The organism is Micromonospora sp. NPDC006431, from assembly GCF_042870725.1.
Taxonomy (GTDB): Bacteria; Actinomycetota; Actinomycetes; order Mycobacteriales; family Micromonosporaceae; genus Micromonospora.
Genome location: NZ_JBIAHQ010000027.1, coordinates 44,971 through 67,564 on the forward strand (window position 1 = coordinate 44,971; position 22,594 = coordinate 67,564).

The following is a 22,594-nucleotide window of genomic DNA, read 5'->3' on the forward strand; positions in this document are numbered from 1 at the left end:
GGCGGACTTGGCCATGGAGGGTGACCGGTGAAGGTCACCCGGATCGCCTACTCGGCCCGACTGAATCCAGGCAAGTACGCCGCTCTGGTAGAGCAGGCCCGCCGGTTGGGCCGGGTACGTAGTGAAGTGTGGCAGCGTTACGGCTCGATCCTCGGAGTCGGGTCTGGGTTGCGGGACCGGCAGGTGCGGGACCGGTGGCTGGCCGACGGCACACACGCGTTGTTTGGTGTGTTGGCGAATGCGTGGAAGGAAACCGTCCGCGACGCCATGGCCGACATCGGAGCGAGCCTGGAGGCGGCCAAGGTTGACGTCCGGCGGGCGATCAGCCGACGCACCAACGACCCGGCCGAGCGCCAGCGGATGTACACCGCGCTGAAGGCGGACCAGTGGGCCAGTGACCCGTTCCTGGCTCGGCAGATGCGCAAGCATTGGAAGCGCGGCCGCAACCGCACGCACGATCAGATCGTGGTACGCGCCGACAACTACAACACCGCCGCCGATGGGCGGGGCCGGTTGTGGCTGGCGGTTCCCGGTCTCGAGCCCCGCAAGATGGTCCGGATCCCGCTGTCGACGACGGTCGCGCCGGCGGGGACGTTGCGGCTGATCCTGCGCCGGGGTCGGGTCGAGGTGCACTACCAGATCGACGCATCGGCGATGCGGTCGTCGCAGCGGCCGTGCGGCGAGGCGAGGGTCGGTGTGGACAAGGGCTACACCGAAGCCCTCACCGACTCCGACGGCCAGCCCCACGGTGAACAACTCGGCATGCTGCTGACCGCCGAGTCGGATCGGTTGAAGGAACGCAACCGGCGTCGGGCGAAGCTACGTTCGATCGCGAACACCGCTGCCCTGCGTGGTGACCACGCGAAAGCGCACCGGATCAAGGCCAACAACCTTGGCACGGCGAAACGGGACCGGCAGGCGGCCCGGCACCGGGCGCGGGTGCGTACGGAGATCTTCACCGCCGTGCACGAGGTCGTCGACAAGGCCGCCACCGTGATCGCCGAAGACCTCACCAAACGCTTCACCGGGCGCAAAAAGCTGCCCAAGAACATCAACCGGCGTCTCGCCGCGTGGACCAAAGGAGTCACCGCCGAGGCCCTGAAAAGCGTGTCGGAGCGCAGAGGTTCTGCGCACGTTCCCGTCAACGCCGCCTACACCTCACAAACCTGCCACCAATGCGGCGACTTCGGCCGACGCAGCGGGGACAGGTTTCACTGCACCCGATGCGGGGTGGTGTGGCAGGCCGACATGAACGCCGCGATCAACATCCTGCACCGAGCCGGCGACCCCGACATCGCCCTGCACACCCCACACCACGTGGTGAAGCAGATCCTGCAGGACCGGACCGATCGCCACCGGACCAGACTGCCGGTCCAGGACTCCAGCCCAGCCACCGCCAGGCGGAGAGCGAACCATCCGAACTGCTCAGCTATGAGCAACGAGTAGGAAGCAGAAGACCATCCACGAGGCCAGTGAGGCCGCCTGGCGGGCCCGCTGGCACGACGAGGGCCCGGAGCAGCCGGCGCAGTGACGCCCGCGGAAGGGCCGACCGTCCGGAATGGTGGGACAGCCCGAGCCGTAGCATCTGCGCGTGATCGAGATCGGCATCGAGGTCGAACTGTTCCACCCGCCTGCCCGGGTCTGGCGAGCGTTGACCGACACGGCGTACCTCAGCAAGTGGTTCGTCGAGACCGCGCCGGCGGCGGACGCCCCGGATCGGCTGCTGCTGCGGACGGCGGGGCTGCCCGGCTTCGACGCCGACGTCGAGGCGACCGTGGTCGAGCGGCAGGCGCCGGAGCGGCTGGTGCTGCACTGCCAGGAGGGCGACCGGCAGACCGTGCTGACCTGCACGATCGCCCCCACCAGCCACGGCTGCCGGCTGTCCCTGTACGAGATGCTGGAGCAGGGCGAGTGGAACGACGCACAGGGCGACCGTCGTGCGGAGCAACACGAGCAGGCGCTGTCCGTACGGCTGCCGGCAATCCTCGACTGGCTGGCGTTCCAGCAGGTCGACCTGCGCCGCGCCGAGGGCGGACTGACCGCCGAACTGCCGGTGGTCCGGTTGCTCGGCGACGGCCGGGCCCGGACCAGACGCCTGTGGGCGATGGTCATCGCCGCGCTGGCCTGCCTCGCGCTGCTGGTCGGGGCGGGGGTGTGGGCGACCCGGCGGCCGACCGCTCAGCCACCGGACGCCACACCGCAGTCGGCTCCGCTGGTCCTGCCCAGCGCCACCAGCCGCGCTCCCCAGCCCACCCCGACCCGCACGGCGGCCGCCACGAGCCGGCACAGCCCCACCCCGACTCCAACCCCGACCCCGACGGCCACGCCCAGCCGCACCCCCAGCGCGACGACGCCGGCCGCCCCCGCCCTGACCGCCAGCTACGAGACCGTCTCCGACCGGCTGTTCGGCTACCGGGGCGCGGTGACGATCACCAATCCCGGCAGCGCGGCGAAGGAGGGCTGGACGGTACTCGTGACGCTCGGGGCGCGAGCCGAGATCGGCAACGTCAACGGGGCCGACGGCAAGCAGAACGGGCAGGTGGTCACCTTCACCGGACCGGCCGTGCCGGCCGGGGGTTCGCGGACGTTCCGGTTCGACGTCCGCGACCCGGACGCGTCGGCCACGGCGCCCGAAGCCTGCACCATCGACGGCGCGGCGTGCACCGGCCTCTAGGTGTTCTGCCCGACCCGGAGCCGCCGCCGACCGGCGGGCAACCACCCACGGCGGTCCGCGCCGGGCCGATGCCAGTCCCCGGCCGGCCGGGTGGGTCAGGCTTGCGGCAGGCCCTGGTGGTTGAGGTAGAGCACGACGCGGAACTGCTCACCGTCGTCGTGCAGCAGGAACGAGGAGGCGAGCGGCGCCGGTCGGCCGCCGTCCACCCGGGATGCCGCCCATTCGGTACGGGCGAGGACGTACCGGTCGTCGAGGCGCTGACAGGTGACGCCGGTCAGCGCCGCGGGGCCGAGCCCGAGGTCGGCGAAGAGTTGCGCCCGACGAGGCAGCGCGGCGAGGAACGCGGCCCGGGGGACGGGCCGGGCGCCGGTGTCGTCGGCCAGGAGGAACGGGTCGGCGAAGCAGTCGTCGACAGCGGGGCTGTCCGCGGGGCCGGCGGCCGGCCCCAGTGCGGCCAGGAAGCTACGGACGCGGCTGTCGAGCGGGACGGTGGAAGCGTCGGGCAACGTGACTGGTCCTTTCCGGAGGGCGACCGCGCCGGGATGGCGGGCCGTCAGTGAAACCCCGGGCGGCGCGACGGGACACACCCCGAGGGAGCCGCCACGTTACCAGTCAGAAGCGGACATAATACCACATTATTTCACAGAAATCAAGTGCCACCCGGTCCACTCACCTCGCCATTCAGCTGATGCCCCGGCTCCGGACCGACGACAACGGACCGGGTGAACTGAAGCGCCCCGCCACCTGGGCGGAGCCGGTGGCGGGGCAGGGAACGCGGCACGCTCGTGGAACCACGGGCGGCGCGGGAGTCCGCCCCGGCGGATCAGGCCTCGGCGAGCTGGCCGCGCAGCTTGGCCAACGCGCGGGCGAGCAGCCGGGACACGTGCATCTGAGACACTCCGATGCGGGCGGCAATCTCGCTCTGGGTCAGGTTGCCGTAGAAGCGGAGGGTGAGGATCCGCTGCTCCCGCTCGTCCAGCGTGGCCAGCGCCGGCCCGAGGGAGGCGCGCAGCTCGGCCAGCTCATACTCGCCGTCCTCGGTGCCGAGGGTGTCGCCCAGCTCGGTGGCGCTGTCGCCGTCGCCGATCGGGGTCGACAGCGAGACGGCGTTGTAGGCGCGGGCCCCTTCCAGGCCCTCGAGGACCTCTTCCTCCGTGAGGTCGAGGTGGGCGGCGATGTCAGCCACCGTGGGGGCCCGGTTGAGGGTATGGGTGAGCGTGCTGTTCGCCTCGGAGATGCGCAGCCGCAGCTCCTGGAGGCGACGCGGCACGCGGATGTTCCAGGTGCGGTCGCGGAAGTGCCGCTTGATCTCGCCGAGGATCGTCGGGATGGCGAACCCGGCGAAGTCGACGCCGCGGGAGGCGTCGAACCGGTCCACCGCCTTGATGAGGCCGAGGGCCGCCGTCTGGGCCAGATCGCCCGTGGGCTCACCCCGCCCGCTGTAACGAGCGGCGAGGTGGTTGGCCAGCGGCAGCCACGCCTCGACGACCTGGTTGCGCAGGGCCGGCCGGTCCGGGTGCTCCGCGGGCAGCGCGGCAAGGGCGGCAATCAGCTCGCTGGCCCGGGTCTCCTCGCCGCTGGTCGCCGTGCGGTGCACGTCCGTGGTCGTCGTCGGCGCGATGGTCGTCGTAGTCATACTGCCCTTCCTGTCCTGGGGAGACGGGGCTCCCAGCACCGGTCGTGTCAGTCACCCTAGACCAACGGTCGTCATCAAATCAACCGAACGGACGATGGATATAAGCCCCATAACCTCCCAATCCGGCACTAACTCACCGAGCGGCGGGGGTGGCGGGCACCACCAAAACCCGCGGGTTCACCGCCACCGTCACCATCCAGAACCTGGGCGACCCGGTGAACGGGTGGACACTCGGCTTCACGTTCCCCAACTCCGGGCAGCGCGTCACCCAGGGCTGGTCGGCGACCTTCCAGCAGAGCGGGAGCACGGTCACCGCGCAGAGCCTCAGCTACAACGGCGCGCTGGCCACCGGGGCGAGCACCACCATCGGGTTCAACGGCAGCTGGACCACCGCGAACCCGGCGCCGACGGCGTTCACCCTCAACGGCACGACCTGCACCGGCGGGACCAGCCCGACCAGCGCGCCACCGACCACCACTCCCCCGCCCACCACATCGCCGCCGACCACGCCTCCGCCGCCCACCGGCACCACCCCGGTGGCGATCAACGGGCAACTGCGGGTCTGCGGCGTCAACCTCTGCAACCACTACGGCAGGCCGATCCAACTGCGCGGCATGAGCACCCACGGCTTGCAGTGGTTCGCCAGGTGCTACCACGACGCCTCCCTCGACGCCCTCGCCGACGACTGGCAGGCCGACCTGCTGCGCATCTCGATGTATGTGCAGGAGCAGGGCTACGAGACGAACCCGACCGGCTTCACCAACCAGGTGAACACGCTGGTGGACAAGGCGACCGCGCGCGGCATGTACGCGCTGATCGACTTCCACACCCTCACGCCCGGCGATCCGATGTACAACCTGGAGCGCGCCAAGACCTTCTTCGCCGCGGTCTCGGCGCGAAACGCCAGCAAGAACAACGTGATCTACGAGATCACCAACGAGCCGAACGGGGTCAGCTGGTCCACCATCCGGACCTACGCCAAACAGGTGATCCCGGTCATCCGCGGCAACGATCCGGACGCTGTCGTCATCGTCGGCACCCGGGGCTGGTCCTCGCTGGGCGTCTCCGAGGGCGGCAACTCCGACGAGGTCGCCAACAACCCGGTCCGGGCCAGCAACATCATGTACGCCTTCCACTTCTACGCCGCGTCCCACCGGGACAAGGCGCAGCGGGCGGCCGCCCGCATCCCGCTGTTCGTGACCGAGTTCGGCACGGTCACCTACACCGGTGACGGCGCCGTCGACACGGCCAGCAGCGCCGCCTGGCTCGACCTGCTGGACCGGCTGAAGATCAGCTACGCGAACTGGACGTACTCCGACGCGAGCGAGGGCAGCGCGGCGTTCAAGCCGGGCACCTGCAACGGCGGCACGTACGCCGGCACCGCGGTGCTCACCGACTCGGGGAACTTCATGCGCAACCGCATCCGCACCCCGGACAACTTCCCGACGTCCTGACCGGCGCGACCGGCGGCGGCCCTGAGCGGGCCGCCGCCGGCTGGGCCGTCAACCGTCGATGAGGCCGGCGCGGCGCAGAGCAGCCGGCCCGGCCCCGGCACCAGGCCCAGCTCCGCCGGCTGGTCGGCGACGCGCTGCACGGCCCGGCGCAGGGTCGCCCACCGGTGCGGGTTCGCCCGGTCCAGGTCGTTCGGTCAGCCCTGGCGGGCCTTCTGCCGCGGGTCCGCCTTGTTGAGCACGAAGACCTTGCCGCGCCGGCGCACCACGATCGAGTTGACCTTCCGCTTCAGCCCACGGAGAGAGCTACGGACCTTCATTCCGGTTCACCCCGTTCCTGCTGGATTCTCGGCCGTCCTGATCGCGTACCCGCCGCCGCGGTGGCCATGCGGGCAGGGATGGTCGGGAGACGGCCGCCGGGTGGGCACCCGGCGGCCGTCCCGCTGTCAGGCGACCGTGCTGGGGATGCCGTTGAGGGTGAAGGAGCTGGGCTTGCCGGTGTTACCGGTGTGGTCGGTTCCATGCCTGGCCGACGGCCCGTCGGCGGACCTCGTCGAGCATCTCGTCGACCGAGCCGGCCGGGTCGGTCACCGGGAACTGCACCGCCCGCACCACCGACTCCGGGTCGATCAGCAGCGTCAGCCGCTTGAACCGTGGCACCCCACCCGCCCGGAACGTGGGCAGCAGCAGGCCGGCGCCGAGCCGACCGTCCTCGTCGGACAGCAGCGGGTACGGCAGGCGGGCGTGCTCGACGAAGGCCCGCAGCTGGTCCGGCCGCTGGGTGCTCGCCCCGCGTACCTCGGCGCCGGCGGCCCGGAAGAGCTCGTGCCGGTCGGCGTAGGTCCGGGACTCGAGAGTGCACCCGACGGCGCCGGGGATCTCCGCCCAGGCCGGCGGAGGGCCCTGGGTCCCCGGCGCGTACGCCCCCGGGAACAGGTAGAGCACGGTCCATCGGGCGGGCACGGCGGGTGGTTCCGCCCCGCCGTCGTGCCGGCGCAACGTCATGTCCGGTATGCGGCGACCGACCAGGCGGTGCATCCGGCGCGCCTCGGCGGAGTCGGCGTCCGCCGTGGCGGTGAGCTCGCCGTCACCCATCACGTGCCGGGTCCCCCAGTCCTGCAGAGCGACCAGCACGGGCAGCAGCGCCTCGCCCTTGCCGGTCAGCAGGTAGTCGTGGCGCGGCGGGTGGGTCGAGTACGGCCGGCGGCGCAGCACCCCCTGCTCGACCAGGCCGCCGAGCCGTTCGGTGAGCGCCCGCCGGCTGACCCCCAATTCCCGCTGCAACGCGTCGAACCGCGTGGTGCCGCCGGCGATCTCGCGGACGATCAGGAAGGTCCACCAGTCGCCGAGCACGCCGAGCGCCTGCGCGATGCCGCAGTCGGCGTCGCCGAGATCCGCGCGCCTCACACTCCACCTCCCGCTCGACCGGCCGCCTCGACTATAGTCCGTTCCAGATTGGAACTCACTGGCTCGGATCGGGGGTTGGCGGCATGTCCGTCGGGCAGGGGGCCGGGGTGTTCTGGCGCTGGTGGGCGGCCGGCACGTCCAGCTCGGTGGGGTCGGCGGTTGGCGCGGTCGCGCTGCCGCTGACCGCGCTCACCGTGCTGGACGCGTCCGCGTTCGAGATGGGGTTGATCGCCGCCGCGAACTACGTCGCCTGGCTGGTGATCGGGCTGCCCGCCGGCGTGATCGTGCAGCGGCTGCCGCTGCGCGGTGCGCAGGTCGGCGCTGATCTGGCCCGGGCGCTCGCGGTCGCCTCCATCCCGCTCGCCTGGTGGTGGGACCTGCTGACCGTCGCCCAGCTGGTCGTCGTGGCCCTGGTGGTCAGCTTCGCCAACGTGCTCTTCGACGTCGCCAACGCCACGTTCCTGCCGGCCATCGTCTCCCGGGAGCAGTTGCACGCCCGCAACAGCCTCACCTCGGCCACCCACGCCGGCACCCAGCTCAGCGGGCCGCCCCTCGGCGGCCTGGCGGTGCAGGCGCTCGGCGCGGTGCCGGCCGTGCTGGTCGACGCGGCCAGCTACCTGGTCTCCGCCGCGCTGCTGTGGTCCCTGCCCGCCCGCCGCGGCGACGCCCCGGACCGCCGGCCGCCGGTGCGCGCCATGATCGGCGAGGGCTGGCGGTATGTCACCCGCCACCCGGTCATGGGGCCGACCATGTGGACGGCCACCGCGGTGAACTTCGTGTGCGGGGCCCAGCTGGCGGTCTACCCGCTCTACCTGGTCCGGGAGCTGCACGCCCCGGCCGCCCTGGTCGGCGTGCTGCTCGCGGTCGAGGGGCTCGGGTCGCTGGTCGGCGCGACGTTGACCCCATGGATCACGAGCCGGTGGGGCACCGCCCGGTCCCTGGTCGTCGCCTGCCTGCTCGCGGTCGGCGGCGCGTTCCTGGTGCCGGTCGGCGCCGGCTGGCCGGCGTACCTGGCGTTCGCCGCCGGCAACGTGGTCTTCGCCGGCGGCGTGGTGGTGCTCAGCGTGACCACCCGCACCTACCGGCAGACCGCCAGCCCGCCGGACCTGCTCTCCCGGGTGATGGCCACGGTCCGCTTCGTCTCCTGGGGCGCGATCCCCGTCGGCGGGCTGGCCGCCGGCGCGCTGGCCGGTCTCGCCGGAGCGCGCGCCACGCTGCTCGTGTTCGCCGCGGCCACGGCGCTGGCCCCGCTGACCCTGCTCCTCTCCCCCGTCCGCAAGCTGCGCGACCTCACCGACCTGCGGGTCGACGACCCGGCTGAGCGGACCGTCGCGGCGGTCGGCTGACCGGGCGCAGCGTCGCCGTGGGCGCCGCTTCCACGTCGCGGCCGTGCGGCGGCCAGGTCCAGGGTGCTCCCTTGACACCAAAAGCTAATGACATTAGCTTTTTGGCTACAGCGAATAGCCAGCTTCGCTGGGGCCCGTGGCGTTCCTCGCCATCCCTGCCCCACACCTCCCCTCAACGAGTCAAGGAGCCCCCGATCAGCCGAATCCGAGTCGGCGCCGCCGCCTTCGCCGCCGCAGCCGTCATGTTCGTCCTCTATCCCGCCCTCCGCCCCTGGCACGACGAGTCCACCGCAGCCGGCGCCCTCGCCGCGATGTCCGCCGGCACCTGGGTGCCCGCGCACACCTTCGCCATGATCGGTTTCATCCTGGTGCCGCTCGGCCTGCTGGCCCTCGCCCAGGCCGTCGCCGGCACCCGGGCCGGCCGCACCGCCGTCACCGCCTTCGTCACCGGTGCGGTCGGCGCCGGCCTGGTGCTGCCCTACTACGGCGCCGAGGCGTTCGGCCTGCACGCGATCGCGATCCAGGCCGCGGCCAACCCGCAGATCGACATACTCGCCATGGCCGACCAGGTACGGTTCGACCCGGTGGCCGGCACCAGCTTCCTGACGGGCCTGCTCGCGCTCGGCGTCAGCGCCGCCCTCGGCGCGGCAGCGGTCTGGCGCAGCGGCCTGATGTCCAAACTCAGCGGGGTGCCGTTCGCCCTCGGATTCCTGCTCTTCCTGCCACAGTTCTTCGCCCCAGCGGCCATCCGGATCGGGCACGGCGCGCTGGTCGGCGTCGGGCTGCTCTGGCTCGCCACGGCGCTGTGGCGGACGAACTCCACGCGCTGACCGACCGCCCGGGCCGGCCGGTCCGCCCGCGTTACGTGGCGGGACGGTCAGTCCGGCAGGACGGCCGCGGCGACCCGGCGGACCCGCTCCGGGTCGGTGAGCACGGCGACGTTGTCGAGGTACTGGTCGACAGCGCCGACCGGCGGGCGGGCCCGCAGGTCCAGGTCGGTGACGGCGGCGTACAGCGCGGCGACGAACCGGTCCGCGTCCAGGACCAGGAACGGCCGGTGGTGGAACTGCCGGACAGTCGGGTCGACCGGGGCGGCCAGTCCGGTGTCGTTGGTCCAGGCCGCGACAGTCTCCAGCGCCCGGACCAGCCCGGCCTGCCGCTCCGGCCAGCCGCCCGTCCCGAGGGCGGCGGCCAGGGCGTCCAGCACGGGGGCCGCCGGCGGCAGCGCGGCGAAGACGGTGCCCAGCCACTTCGCGTACGGGGGCCAGCGGCGGTGCAGCAGCAGGCCGAGGCGCATCAGGTCCCGGGCCAGCCCGCCGGTCACCACCCGACTGCCCAGCTCGTCGCCGACCTCGGCACACCGGCCGACCAGATGCTCGGCCTGGCCGATCCGGTGCCAGCCGGCCGCCAGCACGTACCGCCACACGTCGTCCGGATACCAGGCCAGCCGGGCGCGAGCAGCGGTCAGCGCCCCGTCGAGCCCGTCGTGGAAGACCGCCCCACCGGTCAGCTCGGCCAGCCGCTGGGTGGGTACGGCCAGCCAGTCCGCCACCCCCATCCCGGTGCGCGGGTCGCAGCCGAGCCGCCCGCGCAGCCACCCGCCCAGCTCGTCGACGCTCACCCCGTGCCGGTCGCCGTCGGCCCGTACCACGCCCAGCCGGACGTCCGGGCCGCCGGCGAACCGGGTCGGCCAGCCGAGGAACTCCGCCGGCAGCTCCGCGTCCAGGAGCGCACGCACCGGCGCGACGTCGGCGGGATCGGCGACGAAGAGCTGCGTACGCGGCCCCCAGTCGTGGTCGGTGGAGCGGGGGGTGTCCAGCCCGAGCAGCTCCGAGCCGCCGTCGAGCAGCCCGGCGGCGTACCGGACGGCGGGCAGGCGGCGGGCCAGCAGCGGGGCGAGCACCTCGTCGTGGAAGCGCCGGCAGAGCGTCAGGCCGGGTACGAACGCCATGCCGTCAGTCTGCCGGGCGCGCACCGGGCCACCCAGCGGTTATCGGTCCACCGGCCGGTCGAGGTGGATAGCCTGGGGAAAAGAGGCCAGGGAGGCGGGGCGGTGTCGGGGACCGGTCGGGAGGCCGTACGGCGTCGCCGGCTGTTGTGGGCCGGCGTCCTCGCGGTGGTCGGGCTGGCGCTGCTCCTGGTCGGCCTGATCGTCGCCAGCGGGACCCTGGCCTGGGTCGAGGTGGTGCTGGCGGTCGTCCTGCTGGTCGCGAGCTACGCCCTGCAGCGGGTGGCCCGCCGGGAAACCCTGTACCGCCGCGACGGCGGCTGACGGCCGGGCGGCACCGATCGCCGTCCCCCACCTCGTCACACCGCTGTGCCAGGCTGGTGCCGTGGCACACCGACCCCCGATCCTGCTGATCGACTCCCCCAGCCTCTACTTCCGCGCCTACTTCGGCATCCCCGAGTCCGCCGCGAAGACCGACGACGGCCAGCCGGTCAACGCCGTCCGCGGTTTCCTCGACATGCTGGCCCAGCTGATCCGCACCCGCCGGCCCGACCGGATGGTCTGCGCCCTCGACCACGACTGGCGTCCGGCGTGGCGGGTGGAGCTGCTGCCGTCGTACAAGGCGCACCGGGTCGCGCCGGAGGGCGGCGAGGTGGTCCCGGACACCCTCTCCCCGCAGGTGCCGATGATCCTGGAGGTGCTCGACGCGTTCGGCATCACCGCCGTCGGCGCCACCGGCTACGAGGCCGACGACGTGCTCGGCACCCTGTCGGTGACCCAGCCCGGCCCGGCGGAGGTGGTCTCCGGCGACCGGGACCTGTTCCAGCTCGTCGACGACGTCCGCCAGGTGCGGCTGCTCTACGTCGGGCGGGGCGTGGCCAAGCTGGAGGACTGCGACGACACGGCCGTCCGGGCGCGCTACGGCGTCCCCGCCGACCGGTACGCCGACTTCGCCGCCCTGCGTGGTGACCCGAGCGACGGGCTGCCCGGGGTGCCCGGGGTGGGCGAGAAGACGGCCGCCCGGCTGATCGAGCGGTACGACGGGCTGGACGGCATCCTCGCCGCCCTGGACGACCGGGACGCCGGCTTCGCCCCCGGGCTACGGACCAAGCTGGAGGCGGCCCGGGACTACCTGGCCGTCGCGCCGAAGGTGGTGCGGGTCGCCACGGACGTACCGCTGCCGCAGCTGGCCACCGCGCTGCCGACCGCGCCCGCGGACCCGGACCGGCTGCTGGAGCTGGCGCAGCGGTGGAACCTCGCCGGCTCGTGCCGCCGCCTGGTGGACGCCGTCGCCACCGGGTCCTGACCGGCGGCGTCGCTCCCGCCCACCGCCGGATCCGCCGGGACGGGAGCGGCCACGCCTGATCAGGCGGCGCCGTGGTAGGCCAGCACCCCCCGCTTGACAGCGGCGATCGCCTGCCGGGCGGTGGCCCGCACCTCGGTGGAGGCGCCGCCGGAGTCGGCGAGCTGACCCAGCAGGTCGACCACCTGCCGGGCCCAGCGGACGAAGTCGCCGGCGGGCATCTCACCGTCGATCTGCTGCCCGCTGGCGAGCACCTTGGCGAGGGCCTCGCCGCGCGCCCACCGGTAGATCGGCCAGGCGAACCCGAGATCCGGCTCCCGGGTGACGGCGAGGCCACGGGCGGCCTCGTCCGCCTCGATGTCGCTCCACAGCTTCAGCGTCTCGTCGACCGCGTCGGCGACCGGCCCACGCGGCAGCGAGGCCCGCTCGTCCACGTCCCGGCGGGCCTCGAAGACCACCACCGACACGGCGGCGGCCAGCTCGGCCGGGGACAGGCCGTCCCATACCTTCCGGCGCAGGCACTCGGCGACCAGCAGATCGGCCTCGGTCCAGATCCGGCCGAGCATCCGGCCGGCGTCGGTGACCTCGCCGTCGGCGGAAAGGTAGCCCCGCGCGGTCAGCAGCGCCACGATCCGGTCGAAGGTACGGGCCAGCGACCCGGTCCGGCCGGCGACCCGCTGGCGCAGCTCCTCGGTGTCGCGCTCCAGGCGGCGGCTCCGCTCCGCCCAGCGGGCGTGCTCCTCCCGGTCCGGGCAGGCGTGGCAGGGGTGCCGGCGCAGCTCGGCGCGGAGTTGGCTGAGCCGATGGTCCTCGCCGACCGCCTGCTTGGAGCGCCCGCCCCGCCGGCCGCCGTGCCGGTCCAGCCCGGTGCCGCTGACCGCCGCGGCGAGATCCCGCCGCGCCGCCGGGGACCGGTGGTTGAAGTGCTTGGGCACCCGGATCCGGGCGAGCACCTCGGCCGGGGTGGTGAAGTCGCCGGGGCTGACCCGCCCGGCCCAGCGGTCCTGGGTGAGCACCAGCGGGCGCGGCTCGCCGAAGCCGCCGGTGGCCGGGTCGAGAACCACCGCCAGGCCGGCCCGCCGCCCGGACGGCACCCGGATCACATCACCCACCCGCAGCCGCTCCAGCGAGGCGATCGCGGCCGCCTTGCGCTGGGTCTGCCCCTGCCGGGCCAGCGCCCGCTCGCGGTCGGCGATGGCCACCCGCATGGCGAAGTACTCGTCGAAGTCGCCGTGGTGGCAGGCCGCCTCCGCGCCGTACGCCTCGATCATCTCCGTGTTGCGCTGCACCTGCCGGGCCAGGCCGACCACCGACCGGTCCGCCTGGAACTGCGCGAACGAGGACTCCAGCAGCGCCCGGGCCGGCTCCGCGCCGACACTGCCGACCAGGTTGACCGCCATGTTGTACGACGGCCGGAAGCTGGAGCGCAGCGGGTAGGTGCGGGTGGAGGCGAGGCCGGCGACGTGCCGGGGGTCGGTCTCCGGCGACCAGACCACCACCGCGTGCCCCTCGACGTCGATGCCCCGCCGGCCGGCCCGCCCGGTGAGCTGCGTGTATTCCCCCGGCGTGAGGTCGACGTGCGCCTCGCCGTTGAACTTCACCAGGCGTTCCAGCACCACGCACCGGGCCGGCATGTTGATGCCCAGCGCCAGGGTCTCGGTGGCGAAGACCGCCTTGACCAGGCCGCGGACGAACAGCTCCTCGACGACCTCCTTGAACGCGGGCAGCATGCCGGCGTGGTGGGCGGCGAGCCCGCGCTCCAGCCCGTCGAGCCACTCCCAGTAGCCCAGGACGGAGAGGTCCTCGCCGGGAATGGCGGTGACCCGGGACTCGACCACCCGGCGGATCTCCGCCCGCTCCTCGGGGGTGGTGAGCCGTAGCCCGGCCGCGAGGCACTGCTGCACGGCGGCGTCGCAGCCGGCCCGGCTGAAGATGAACAGGATCGCCGGGAGCAGCCCCTCCCGGTCGAGCCGGTCGACGATGTCGGGACGCATCGGGCCGCGCCAGCGGGGGCCGCGCCGCCCGGCGCCGGGGCCGGCGCTGCGCCCCTCCCCCAGCTCGAGGCGGCGCATCGTGTCCCGGGTGTAGCGCAGCAGCTCCGGGTGCACGTCGTGCTTGCGGGCGGCGTCGGCGTCGTGGAACAGGTCGAACATCCGCTTGCCGACCAGCATGTGCTGCCAGAGCGGCACCGGCCGGTGCTCGCTGACCACCACCGCGGTCTCGCCCCGCACGGTGACCAGCCAGTCGGCGAACTCCTCCGCGTTGGAGACGGTCGCCGACAGGGAGACCAGGGTGACCGAGGCGGGCAGGTGGATGATCACCTCTTCCCACACCCCGCCGCGGAACCGGTCGGCGAGATAGTGCACCTCGTCCATCACCACGTAGGCCAGGCCCTCCAGCGTGGCCGAGCCGGCGTAGAGCATGTTGCGCAGCACCTCGGTGGTCATCACCACCACGGGCGCGTCGCCGTTGATCGCGTTGTCGCCGGTGAGCAGGCCGACCTGCTCGGCGCCGTAGCGGTCCACCAGGTCGTGGTACTTCTGGTTGGACAGCGCCTTGATCGGGGTGGTGTAGAAGCACTTGCGCCGCATGGGCGGCCCACCGCCGTCGGCCGCCGTCGGGCCGCCCCGCAGCGCCAGGTGTACGGCGAACTCGCCGACCACCGTCTTGCCGGCGCCGGTCGGCGCGCAGACCAGCACCCCGCTGCCCCGCTCCAGCGCCTCGCACGCCTCGCGCTGGAAGTCGTCGAGGCCGAACCCCAGCTCTTGGGCGAATTCGTGCAGGGCCGGGAAGGCGGAGGCCTGCGCGGCCCGGCGGCGCGCCGCGGCGTACCGCTCGGCGGGGCTTGACATGCCTTCAAGATTAATCGGTACGGCCGACGACCACCGGCCAAGGCCGTCCGGCAGGGCGGTCGGTGCGGGTCGGTAGGGTGCACGACGTGCCGGACCATGCCGAATCCCCCCAAGCCTCGAGCGGCGCCGACGACGCCGTCCGCCCGAGCACGTCCCGCCGCCCCGTGGAGGCGGTGCTCTTCGACTTCCACGGCACGCTCGCGCAGGTGGAGGAGCCGCGCGAGTGGGTGCAGGCCGCCGCGGCGGCGTGCGGGGTGGAGCTGGACCGGGTCCGGGCCACCGCGCTGGCCGACCGGCTGCTGACCGCCGGCCGGGCCGGCGGCCCGCTGCCGGCCCGGGTACCGCCCCAGCTCGCCGAGCTGTGGGCCGACCGTGACCTCTACCCGCACGCCCACCGCGGCGCGTACACCGGGCTCGCGGAGACGGTCGACGCCGGCATCGAGGGGTTCGCCGACGCGCTCTACGAGCGGGTGCTGATCCCCGACGGCTGGGTGCCGTACCCGGACACCGAGGCGGTGCTGACCACGCTGCGGGCCGCCGGGGTGAAGGTGGCGGTGGTCAGCAACATCGGGTTCGACCTCCGGCCGCTCTTCGCCGCCTGGAAGCTCGACGGCCTGATCGACGCGTACGCCCTGTCGTACGAGGTGGGACGTTGCAAGCCGGACCCGGGGATCTTCTGGCGGGCGTGCGGGATGCTCGGCGTCGACCCCGAGCGGGCGCTGATGGTGGGCGACACCCCCGCCGACGCGGGGGCCGTGCAGGCCGGCTGCACCGTGCTGGTGCTGCCCTGCGCCGACGCCGGCAGCCCCAACGGGCTCGGCGCGGTACTCGACCTGGCCCTGCGTCCCGACGCATGATCCACCCCAGCTCGGGGACACGGGAAGGTCGGCGATGCCCGGGCAACGCCGACTCGGGGTGAACAGCGGCCGCCGAGGTCCCCGGCGGCCCGGTCAGCGAAGCAGCCGCACCGCCCCCGGCACCGCGCTGATCCGCACCGGCAGGTCGAACGCCCGCTCCCCGTCCGCGTACGTGGTGATGCCGGCCGCGTCCAGCTCCACCGTACGCGCCCGGTAGCTGCGCACGAGTGGGTGCGCGACGTGCGTGCCCTGGTAGATGCGGGGCTTGACCCGGATCAGGGTGCGCCGGTCGAACCGTCCGCCCACCACCACGTCCAGCAGCCCGTCGGTCGGATCGGCATCCGGGCAGATCCGCATGCCGCCGCCGTAGCTGGCGCAGTTGCCGACCGCGACGAGCACCCCGTCCAGCTCGTGCTCCTCGCCGTCGAGGCGCAGCCGGTAGCGGCGCGGCCGCAGCCGGGCCAGCTCGACCAGGATCGCCAGGTCGTACCGGCGGGGCCCGCGCGGCCAGCGCATCCGGTTGGCCCGCTCGTTGACGATGGCGTCGAAGCCGGCCGCCAGCACCGCCCCGTACCAGCGGACGCCGCCGTCGGCGCTGGTCAGCCGGGCCAGGTCGACGGGGTGGGTCCGGCCGCCCCGCAACGCGTCGACGATCACCTCGACGGCCGCGACCGGGTCGGCGGGGAACCCGGTGTCGGCGGCGAAGTCGTTGCCCGTGCCGGCGGGGACCGGGCCGAACGGCACCGCCGTACCGGCGACGGCCTGCAACGCCCGGTGGACCGTGCCGTCCCCGCCGACCGCCACCAGCGCGGCGGCGCCGTCGGCGACCGCGGCACGGCAGGCCACCTCGGCCTCCTCCGGAGTGGCCGCCTCCAGCAGCCGGACCGGCCGGCCGGCGCCCGCCAGCCGATCCACCAGCCGGGGCAGCAGGCCACGGTGCCGCCCCCGGCCGGCGGTCGGGTTGGCGAGTACGGCGACGGGGCCGGGCGGAACAAGATCGTGCGCGGTCACGGCGAGCACCGTACGGCACGACCCACACCGCTCACCAGGGGAGACACCCGTGCTCACCGCCCAGCCACGCCCCGGGGAGCCAGGTGGGGAAAGCGGGCCGGCGGACTCCGGGGCGGCAGGGCGGTCAGGCCCGAGGGCGGGCCAACCCGATGCCGATCACATCGATCCGGCCCCACCGCCCGGGCACGTCGAGCAGCTCCACCCGGCCGAACCGGGGTGGCACCGACGGCGACATCAGCAGGTGCTCCCCGGACGGCTCCAGCCCGAGCAGGGCGCGCAACAGCAGGAAGACGGCACCGGTCGCCATCGCCTGCGGACTGTTCGCCGTCGGGTAGCACACCGGGTATCGGGTCAGCTCGCGGCGATAACCGGCGAACGCCTCCGGCAACCGGCCCTGGAAGTACCGGGACGCGTCGATCATGGCCTCGGCGATCCGGCCGGCCTCCCCGACGAGCCCGTACCGACGCAGCCCCCAGGCGATCAGCGCGTTGTCGAACGGCCACACGGCGCCGACGTGATAGCCGAGCGGGTTGTACCGCACCTGCCCCTCGGCCAGAGTCCGCACACCCCAGCCGGAGAAGAGCCGCGGGCCGAGCAGGTGCTCGGCGACCTGCCCGGCCCGCTCCGGCGGCACGATCCCGCTCCACAGCAGGTGGCCCATGTTGGACGCCAGCGCGTCCACCTGCCGGCCGTCACCGTCCAGGGCGAGCGCGTAGTAACCCCGGTCGGCGATCCAGAAGTCCCGGTCGAAGCGCTCCCGCAGGGCGGCCGCCTCCCGCTCCAGCTGCTCGGCGTACACCGGGTCGCCCCAGAACTCCCGAGCCATCCGGGCCCCGCGCAGCTTCGCGTCGTACGCGTACCCCTGCAGCTCACAGAGGGCCACGGGCGGCGCGGCCAGCCGCCCGTCGGCGTGGCAGATCGCCTCCGGGGAGTCCTTCCAGCCCTGGTTCTCCAACCCGGCCTGCTCGTTGCGCCGCAGGTACCGGATGTAGCCGTCGCCGAGGAGGTCGCCGTACTCGTCGATCCAGTGCAGCGCCGCGCGGGCCTCGTGCTCGTACTCCCGCACCAGGTCCGCGTCGCCGGTCCACTTCTCGCACTCGTCGAGCAGGATCACGTAGAGCGGCGTGGTATCGGCGCTGCCGAAGTACGGGGAGTCCGGCCGCTCCTCGAAGGCCGCCAGCTCGCTGTAGCGAAACTCGCGCAGGATCTTGCCCGGCTCCTCGTCGCGGAAGTCGTCCAGCACCGAGCCCTGGTCGATGCCGAGCATCCGCAGCGTCGCGGTGGCCAGCTCCGGAGCCACCGGCAGGGCCTCGAAGCTGGACAGGATGGCGTCCCGCCCGGTGATGGTGGCGACCCACGGCAGGCCGGCGGCGGGCATCGCCTCGTCCGGCAGGGTCAGCGGCGAATACCGCAGCGACGCCAGGTCCACCAGGCTGCGCCGATAGGCGCCGGTCAGCGCGTCCCAGTCGCAGCAGAGCTGGGGCGCCCGGTCCACCCACGCCGCCAGGTCCCGCTGCCGCTCGGCGGCGCTGCGCCGGGGTAGCCCCTCGAACACCTCCCGGACGTCCCGGCCGTCGGGGCGCGGCACCAGCGACCGCACCCGCAGGGTGGTCGTCCAGCCCTGCTTGGGAGCCACCCGCACCGCGTACGTCAGCCCGCGCTCGTCGATCCGCGCCGGCTCGCTGCTCGAGACCACCGTCTCGCGTTGAAACCGCTCCCGCCGGTAGCCGAGGCGCAGGCGGCGTTCCTCGATCCGCTGGTAGAACCGCCCCGGCGGGGTCCGCTCCTGATCGATGGCGCGAATCGGCGCGAAGTCGTTCGCCACGTCCAGCCGTACGGTGAAGTCCACCGGCACCCGGTCGTGGTTGAGCACGGTCAGCCGCTCCTCGAACACGCCACCGGTGATGGAGCGTTCCCGGATCACCGAGGACTTGGCGTCCACGTAGTGGGTCGGGGCGCCCGGCACGAGGAAGAAGCGCAGCGTGACATGGTCCCGTTCGGCGAGGGAGAGCGGGTGCAGGCGGTCGCCGTCCAGGGTGAGTCGCCACAGCGACAGGAACCGGGTGTCGAAGTCGAAGAAGCCGCTGGGGTTGCTGGGCGTCGCCTCGATGTCGCCGTTGTCCTCGCTGAGCACGAAGATGTTGCCGTCCATCACGCGGACCAGGTTCGACGTCATCGGCGCTCCCCACGTCCGCCCGCCACGGCCCGCGGGTGGCGTCCCCCGGCCGGCGCGGGGAAGAGGCGCTCCAGCAGGATCACGAAACGGAACCGCCCCTCGGCGGTGATGTCGTTGCGCAGCCACGCCGGGAGGGGCTTCGCCTCGCCGCGGGCCATCCGGGCGAAGAAGTCCCGGTCGGTGCGGAAGACCGTGTCGGCGTCGCGCCGCTCGCGGCACACCGTGACCCGGCCGTCGGCGATGGTCAGATGCCAGATGTCGACGCCGTCGGGCCCGTCCAGCTCGAACCGGACCGTGCCGGCGGTGCGGCGGTGCAGCCGTTCCGGAGGCCGACGGGCGAGCTGCGCGAAGTACGCCTCGATCGGATCGGACACCACACGCCTCCCAGGAGAGGGCCGTCGCACCGGGCGGCCCGGCGGGTAGCGCGCGCCGTCGGCGGCGACGACGGACGCGACCGAGGCCTGCTCCGGCGCCGCCTCAGACTATCGCCGAGATCCGGCCCGGACGCCCGGATCGCCGGAACTGCGGGGCGGTGCCGCCGGCGTGGAGCGGGCGGGCAGGATGGCGGGATGCGCATCGTGTCCCTGCTGCCCTCCGCCACCGAGATCGGCTACGCGCTCGGCCTCGGGGACGAGCTGGTCGGGGTCACCTTCGAGTGCGCGGTGCCGGCCGCGTACCGGGCCGGCACAACGGTGGTGGTGGGCGGCCGGGACACCCGCGGCATGAGCCCCGGCGAGATCGACACGTACGTGCGGGCGCGGCTCGCCGCCGGAGCGGACCTCTACACCCTGCACGCGGGCGCCCTCGCCGGGCTGAACCCCGACCTGATCCTCACCCAGGACCTGTGCCGGGTCTGCGCGCTGCCCTCCGGCCGGGTGGCGGACGCCGTGGACCACCTGGGCTGCCGGGCGGAGGTGCTGTCGCTCGACCCGTACACGCTGCCGGACGTGCTCGGCACGATCCTGGCCGTCGGCGCGGCGGCCCGGGTGCCCGACCGGGCGGAGGCCCTGGTGGACGGCCTGCGCGCGCGGCTCGCGGCGGTCGACGCGGCGGTGGCCGGCCGGCCCCGGCGGCGGCGGGTGACGGTGGTGGAGTGGGTAGATCCGCCGTTCGGCGCCGGGCACTGGATCCCGGACCTGGTCCGGGTGGCCGGCGGGGAACCGGTGGCCGCCCACCCGGGCGCCCGGTCGACGCCGACCACCTGGCCGGCGCTCCAGGCGGCCCGCCCGGAGGTGGTGCTGGTCGCGCCGTGCGGCTTCCACCTGGACGGGGCGGTCGCGCAGGCCGCGACGGTGGTTCCGCACTTTCCCGGCGCGGAGGTCTGGGCGCTCGACGCGGACGGGCTGATCGTGCGGGCCGGCCCGCGCCTGGTCGACGGCGCCGAGGCGATCGCCGCGATCCTGCACCCGGACGCCGTGCCGGCGCCACCGGAAGGGGCCGTCCGGCGGGTGGCCTGACGTGCCCGCCCTGGCCAGGCGACGGCACCGGCGCCGCGGCCGGGTGCAGGGGGCGTCGTCGCCGGCGACGGGGTCGCCGCTCGGCAGGCTGAAGCCGGGTGGAGACCGGCACCGCCCGCTACGCGGATCGGCGGGATGGGCGGCCGTCGCGGCCGAGCGGGGCGAGCCGGCGCCAGCGGGGCAGTTCGGTGGCCACGGTGGCCAGGGCCAGCGCGGCCACCGCCACGGCGACCGGCCGCGGCCAGGCGAACCACGACGAGACCGCGGCGGCCACCAGTTGCAAACCCACCAGGGCGATGGTGACCACCCCGGGCACCGGCACGATCACGTGCTTCTTGTCCGTTGGGGTGGCCAGGACGGTGGGCAGGCCGATCAGCATCAGCACCGCGGCGACCGCCAGCGCCACCGAGTGGCGGGCGAGCGCCCACGGGGTGGCGACCCAGGCGACCAGTTCGGTGAGGAAACGCAGCGCCGCGGCGACGTCGGGGCGGCGCGGCGGGCGGTCGTCGATCACGGCGGCCAGTATCCGCCCACCCGGGCCGCCCGGGATACCCGGTTGCCGTCGTGGCGCGGGCGGGCAGGGTGTCCAGGACGTCGTCGCCGACCCGGGGGAGGCGTGAGGTGGACCTGCGACGCAACCTGACGGACGCCGCCGGCCTGGACGCCGGGACGGTGGTGCTGGTCGAGGGCGACAGCGACCGCTGCGCGATCGAGGCGGTGGCTCGCCGGCACGGCCAACTGCTGGACGGGGTGGCGGTGGTGCCCCGGGCCGATCTGGAGGACGAGCTGATCCGGGCGCTGGGCACCGGGACGGTCGAACAACTCGTCGAGGCCGCCGGGGACCTGCGTTCGTTCCGGCTCTTCCAGCGGCAGCCCGCCCAGCAGGGTCGCCCGCTCGCCCGCCAGCTCCGCCGCTTCATCGGCACCCGGTCCGGCCGCAAGAGCCACTACGCGACCCTGCTCGCCGGCGCCCTCGCCCCCGCCCGGACCCGGCCGCCGCTGGAGCTCCTGCTCGCGCGGCTCTGACCGCCGGCCCCGACACGCGGAACGCCGCCCCCAGGCCGGGGACGGCGTTCCGGTGTTGCTGCGGCGAGCGACCCGATCAGGTCATGTCGTCGTAGCGGCGCTCGATCGGCGTCGGCGCGTCGATCGGTTCGGGCGCCCCGATCGGGGCGGACGTCTCGACCCGTGCTCCGGCCTCGATCGGTTCGGTGGACAGATCCAGCGGCGACACCTCGTCGTCGGCGACGCCCCCGTACGTCTCCCGGCCCCGGCCACGCCGCTTGTCGTTGAGGAAGGCCACGCCGACTGCGACGAAGTAGAGCAGGGAGAGCGCGGCGGCCAGCAGCGTCATGCCGAACGGACCCGGGTCCGGGGTGGCGATCGCCGCGAACGCGAACGACACGAAGATCACCACGCGCCACCAGCTCAGCAGCCGCCGGGCGCTGGCCACCCCGGTGAAGTTGAGCATGAGCAGGATCAGCGGGAACTCGAACGCCACCCCGAACAGCAGGATCATGTTGGTGACGAACGCGATGTACGCGGTGACCTCGAACTGGTTGGACAGCCCGCCCACCCCGGAGTCCATCAGGAACCCGAGGCCCTTGTCGACCACGAAGTAGGCCAGCACGGCACCGGCGGCGAACAGCGGCGCGGCGATCGACACGAAGACGTACGCCCACTTGCGTTCGTTCCGGTGCAGGCCCGGGGCGATGAACGCCCAGAGCTGGTAGAGCCAGATCGGACCGCCGATGATCAGGCCGAGCCAGAGCGCCAGCTTCAGCTTCATGAGGAAGGAGGTCGTCGGTGCCAGGGCCAACAGGTCCTGGCACTGTCCCAGTGCGTTCGTCGTGCCGGGCAGCCGGCAGTACGGCCGCTTCAGCAACTGGAAGACCGGTTCCGCCAGCCAGAAGCCGACAATCAGACCGCCGACGATCCCCAACGACGCCCGGAACAGCCGGTTCCGCAGCTCACGGATGTGCTCCATGAGCGTCATGGAGCCGTCGGAGGCCCGGTCGAAGTTGCTCGGGCCGCGCTTCTTCAACGCGAAGGCCACGGTGGTGGGCCCTCCGGATCAGTTCTCGCGGACGCGCTGCACCGGGTCGACCGGCTGCTGCGGCTGCGGGGCGTACTGCTGCTGCGGAGGCTGCTGCGGCGCGTACTGCTGCTGGGCCGGGTTCGGCGGGAGCGGCTGGTAGCCGGCCTGCGCGTCGGCCTTCTCGGCCAGGTCACGGTCATCGTCGTGCAGGCTCTTGGTCTCCGCCTTGATGATCCGCAGCGAGCGGCCCAGCGAACGGGCCGCGTCGGGGAGCCGCTTCGCGCCGAACAGCAGGATCAGCACGACCACGAGTACGGCGATGTGCCACGGCTTGAGGGCACCCATGGGAAGCTCCAGTCGTTCAAATGTCGGTCAGGGGTGGTCGCAGCCCATCGTACGTGGGTCGAAGGGCCTTGCCACCCTGACGGGCCTGCCGGT

Annotated in this window: 22 protein-coding genes; 10 read left to right on the top strand and 12 right to left on the bottom strand. The window is 73.6% G+C overall.

Annotation, left to right across the window (positions count from 1 at the left end):
* Positions 1-27: 27 nt before the first annotated feature.
* Together ACFYM6_RS31180 and ACFYM6_RS31185 are read left to right on the top strand one after the other, a co-directional pair.
* Complete coding sequence (locus ACFYM6_RS31180; protein WP_387281054.1) at positions 28-1,446, top strand: RNA-guided endonuclease TnpB family protein; 1,419 nt, start codon at positions 28-30, stop codon at positions 1,444-1,446.
* 145 nt (positions 1,447-1,591) lie between these two features.
* Positions 1,592-2,674 (top strand): cellulose binding domain-containing protein, encoded by a 1,083-nt coding sequence (locus tag ACFYM6_RS31185; protein ID WP_387281055.1) that lies wholly within the window; start codon positions 1,592-1,594, stop codon positions 2,672-2,674.
* A gap of 95 nt (positions 2,675-2,769) precedes the next feature.
* On the opposite strand, the gene ACFYM6_RS31190 is transcribed toward ACFYM6_RS31185, so the two are convergent.
* Together ACFYM6_RS31190 and ACFYM6_RS31195 are read right to left on the bottom strand one after the other, a co-directional pair.
* The gene (locus tag ACFYM6_RS31190) at positions 2,770-3,180 is read right to left on the bottom strand and encodes a hypothetical protein (protein WP_387281056.1); all 411 of its coding nucleotides are present in this window, start codon (positions 3,178-3,180) and stop codon (positions 2,770-2,772) included.
* A gap of 317 nt (positions 3,181-3,497) precedes the next feature.
* The gene (locus tag ACFYM6_RS31195) at positions 3,498-4,310 is read right to left on the bottom strand and encodes a SigB/SigF/SigG family RNA polymerase sigma factor (RefSeq protein ID WP_387281057.1); all 813 of its coding nucleotides are present in this window, start codon (positions 4,308-4,310) and stop codon (positions 3,498-3,500) included.
* A gap of 149 nt (positions 4,311-4,459) precedes the next feature.
* On the opposite strand from ACFYM6_RS31195, the gene ACFYM6_RS31200 reads away from it, so the two are divergent.
* Positions 4,460-5,764 (top strand): cellulase family glycosylhydrolase, encoded by a 1,305-nt coding sequence (locus ACFYM6_RS31200; RefSeq protein ID WP_387281058.1) that lies wholly within the window; start codon positions 4,460-4,462, stop codon positions 5,762-5,764.
* 194 nt (positions 5,765-5,958) lie between these two features.
* On the opposite strand, the gene ACFYM6_RS31205 is transcribed toward ACFYM6_RS31200, so the two are convergent.
* Both ACFYM6_RS31205 and ACFYM6_RS31210 read right to left on the bottom strand, forming a co-directional pair.
* Positions 5,959-6,081: a 50S ribosomal protein L36 gene (locus tag ACFYM6_RS31205; RefSeq protein WP_073836781.1), complete on the bottom strand. Its 123-nt coding sequence runs from the start codon at positions 6,079-6,081 to the stop codon at positions 5,959-5,961.
* 181 nt (positions 6,082-6,262) lie between these two features.
* Positions 6,263-7,168, bottom strand: a complete 906-nt coding sequence (locus ACFYM6_RS31210; RefSeq protein WP_387281059.1) for a winged helix-turn-helix transcriptional regulator — start codon at positions 7,166-7,168, stop codon at positions 6,263-6,265.
* A gap of 83 nt (positions 7,169-7,251) precedes the next feature.
* Between ACFYM6_RS31210 and ACFYM6_RS31215 the strand changes: the two genes are divergently transcribed.
* Both ACFYM6_RS31215 and ACFYM6_RS31220 read left to right on the top strand, forming a co-directional pair.
* Complete coding sequence (locus ACFYM6_RS31215; RefSeq protein WP_387281060.1) at positions 7,252-8,514, top strand: MFS transporter; 1,263 nt, start codon at positions 7,252-7,254, stop codon at positions 8,512-8,514.
* A gap of 242 nt (positions 8,515-8,756) precedes the next feature.
* A complete protein-coding gene (locus tag ACFYM6_RS31220) occupies positions 8,757-9,344 on the top strand; it encodes a hypothetical protein (protein ID WP_387281061.1) in 588 nt (195 codons plus the stop codon).
* Between the two features lie 47 nt (positions 9,345-9,391).
* Here ACFYM6_RS31220 and ACFYM6_RS31225 read toward each other — a convergent pair whose 3' ends face one another.
* Positions 9,392-10,465 (bottom strand): DUF4037 domain-containing protein, encoded by a 1,074-nt coding sequence (locus tag ACFYM6_RS31225; protein WP_387281062.1) that lies wholly within the window; start codon positions 10,463-10,465, stop codon positions 9,392-9,394.
* A gap of 102 nt (positions 10,466-10,567) precedes the next feature.
* Here ACFYM6_RS31225 and ACFYM6_RS31230 point away from each other — a divergent pair, with 102 nt between their 5' ends.
* Together ACFYM6_RS31230 and ACFYM6_RS31235 are read left to right on the top strand one after the other, a co-directional pair.
* Positions 10,568-10,786 carry a hypothetical protein gene (locus ACFYM6_RS31230; protein ID WP_387281063.1) on the top strand — a complete coding sequence of 73 codons (219 nt, stop codon included), beginning with the start codon at positions 10,568-10,570 and terminating at the stop codon, positions 10,784-10,786.
* Between the two features lie 61 nt (positions 10,787-10,847).
* Positions 10,848-11,768: a 5'-3' exonuclease H3TH domain-containing protein gene (locus ACFYM6_RS31235; RefSeq protein WP_387281064.1), complete on the top strand. Its 921-nt coding sequence runs from the start codon at positions 10,848-10,850 to the stop codon at positions 11,766-11,768.
* Positions 11,769-11,827: 59 nt separating this feature from the next.
* On the opposite strand, the gene ACFYM6_RS31240 is transcribed toward ACFYM6_RS31235, so the two are convergent.
* Positions 11,828-14,617 carry a DEAD/DEAH box helicase gene (locus ACFYM6_RS31240; protein WP_387281065.1) on the bottom strand — a complete coding sequence of 930 codons (2,790 nt, stop codon included), beginning with the start codon at positions 14,615-14,617 and terminating at the stop codon, positions 11,828-11,830.
* A 77-nt stretch (positions 14,618-14,694) separates the two neighbouring features.
* Between ACFYM6_RS31240 and ACFYM6_RS31245 the strand changes: the two genes are divergently transcribed.
* Entirely contained in the window at positions 14,695-15,474 is a 780-nt protein-coding gene (locus ACFYM6_RS31245) for an HAD family hydrolase (RefSeq protein WP_387281081.1), read from the top strand.
* Positions 15,475-15,567: 93 nt separating this feature from the next.
* On the opposite strand, the gene ACFYM6_RS31250 is transcribed toward ACFYM6_RS31245, so the two are convergent.
* From ACFYM6_RS31250 to ACFYM6_RS31260, 3 genes are all read right to left on the bottom strand, one after another.
* On the bottom strand, positions 15,568-16,494 hold the full coding sequence (locus ACFYM6_RS31250) for a diacylglycerol kinase (protein ID WP_387281066.1): 927 nt from the start codon (positions 16,492-16,494) through the stop codon (positions 15,568-15,570).
* Positions 16,495-16,609: 115 nt separating this feature from the next.
* Positions 16,610-18,661 carry a glycogen debranching N-terminal domain-containing protein gene (locus ACFYM6_RS31255; protein WP_387281067.1) on the bottom strand — a complete coding sequence of 684 codons (2,052 nt, stop codon included), beginning with the start codon at positions 18,659-18,661 and terminating at the stop codon, positions 16,610-16,612.
* Entirely contained in the window at positions 18,658-19,035 is a 378-nt protein-coding gene (locus tag ACFYM6_RS31260; protein WP_387281068.1) for an SCP2 sterol-binding domain-containing protein, read from the bottom strand. The genes ACFYM6_RS31255 and ACFYM6_RS31260 overlap by 4 nt, the downstream gene beginning before the upstream one ends.
* 195 nt (positions 19,036-19,230) lie before the next feature.
* Between ACFYM6_RS31260 and ACFYM6_RS31265 the strand changes: the two genes are divergently transcribed.
* On the top strand, positions 19,231-20,118 hold the full coding sequence (locus ACFYM6_RS31265) for an ABC transporter substrate-binding protein (protein WP_387281069.1): 888 nt from the start codon (positions 19,231-19,233) through the stop codon (positions 20,116-20,118).
* A 118-nt stretch (positions 20,119-20,236) separates the two neighbouring features.
* Here ACFYM6_RS31265 and ACFYM6_RS31270 read toward each other — a convergent pair whose 3' ends face one another.
* Positions 20,237-20,632, bottom strand: coding sequence for a hypothetical protein (locus ACFYM6_RS31270; RefSeq protein ID WP_387281070.1), 396 nt, complete (start codon positions 20,630-20,632; stop codon positions 20,237-20,239).
* A gap of 107 nt (positions 20,633-20,739) precedes the next feature.
* Here ACFYM6_RS31270 and ACFYM6_RS31275 point away from each other — a divergent pair, with 107 nt between their 5' ends.
* Positions 20,740-21,144, top strand: coding sequence for a hypothetical protein (locus ACFYM6_RS31275; RefSeq protein ID WP_387281071.1), 405 nt, complete (start codon positions 20,740-20,742; stop codon positions 21,142-21,144).
* 76 nt (positions 21,145-21,220) lie between these two features.
* Here ACFYM6_RS31275 and tatC read toward each other — a convergent pair whose 3' ends face one another.
* Positions 21,221-22,174: a twin-arginine translocase subunit TatC gene (gene tatC / locus ACFYM6_RS31280; protein ID WP_387281072.1), complete on the bottom strand. Its 954-nt coding sequence runs from the start codon at positions 22,172-22,174 to the stop codon at positions 21,221-21,223.
* 18 nt (positions 22,175-22,192) lie between these two features.
* Positions 22,193-22,501: a Sec-independent protein translocase subunit TatA gene (gene tatA, locus ACFYM6_RS31285; protein ID WP_387281073.1), complete on the bottom strand. Its 309-nt coding sequence runs from the start codon at positions 22,499-22,501 to the stop codon at positions 22,193-22,195.
* Positions 22,502-22,594 lie beyond the last annotated feature (93 nt).

Bases quoted from the DNA above. Each gene is read 5' to 3' on its own strand.
- ACFYM6_RS31195 (WP_387281057.1), bottom strand. From the start codon at position 4,310: ATGACTACGACGACCATCGCGCCGACGACGACCACGGACGTGCACCGC.
- ACFYM6_RS31205 (WP_073836781.1), bottom strand. From the start codon at position 6,081: ATGAAGGTCCGTAGCTCTCTCCGTGGGCTGAAGCGGAAGGTCAACTCG.
- ACFYM6_RS31215 (WP_387281060.1), top strand. From the start codon at position 7,252: ATGTCCGTCGGGCAGGGGGCCGGGGTGTTCTGGCGCTGGTGGGCGGCC.
- ACFYM6_RS31220 (WP_387281061.1), top strand. From the start codon at position 8,757: ATGTTCGTCCTCTATCCCGCCCTCCGCCCCTGGCACGACGAGTCCACC.
- ACFYM6_RS31225 (WP_387281062.1), bottom strand. From the start codon at position 10,465: ATGGCGTTCGTACCCGGCCTGACGCTCTGCCGGCGCTTCCACGACGAG.
- ACFYM6_RS31240 (WP_387281065.1), bottom strand. From the start codon at position 14,617: ATGTCAAGCCCCGCCGAGCGGTACGCCGCGGCGCGCCGCCGGGCCGCG.
- ACFYM6_RS31255 (WP_387281067.1), bottom strand. From the start codon at position 18,661: ATGACGTCGAACCTGGTCCGCGTGATGGACGGCAACATCTTCGTGCTC.
- ACFYM6_RS31265 (WP_387281069.1), top strand. From the start codon at position 19,231: ATGCGCATCGTGTCCCTGCTGCCCTCCGCCACCGAGATCGGCTACGCG.
- tatA (WP_387281073.1), bottom strand. From the start codon at position 22,501: ATGGGTGCCCTCAAGCCGTGGCACATCGCCGTACTCGTGGTCGTGCTG.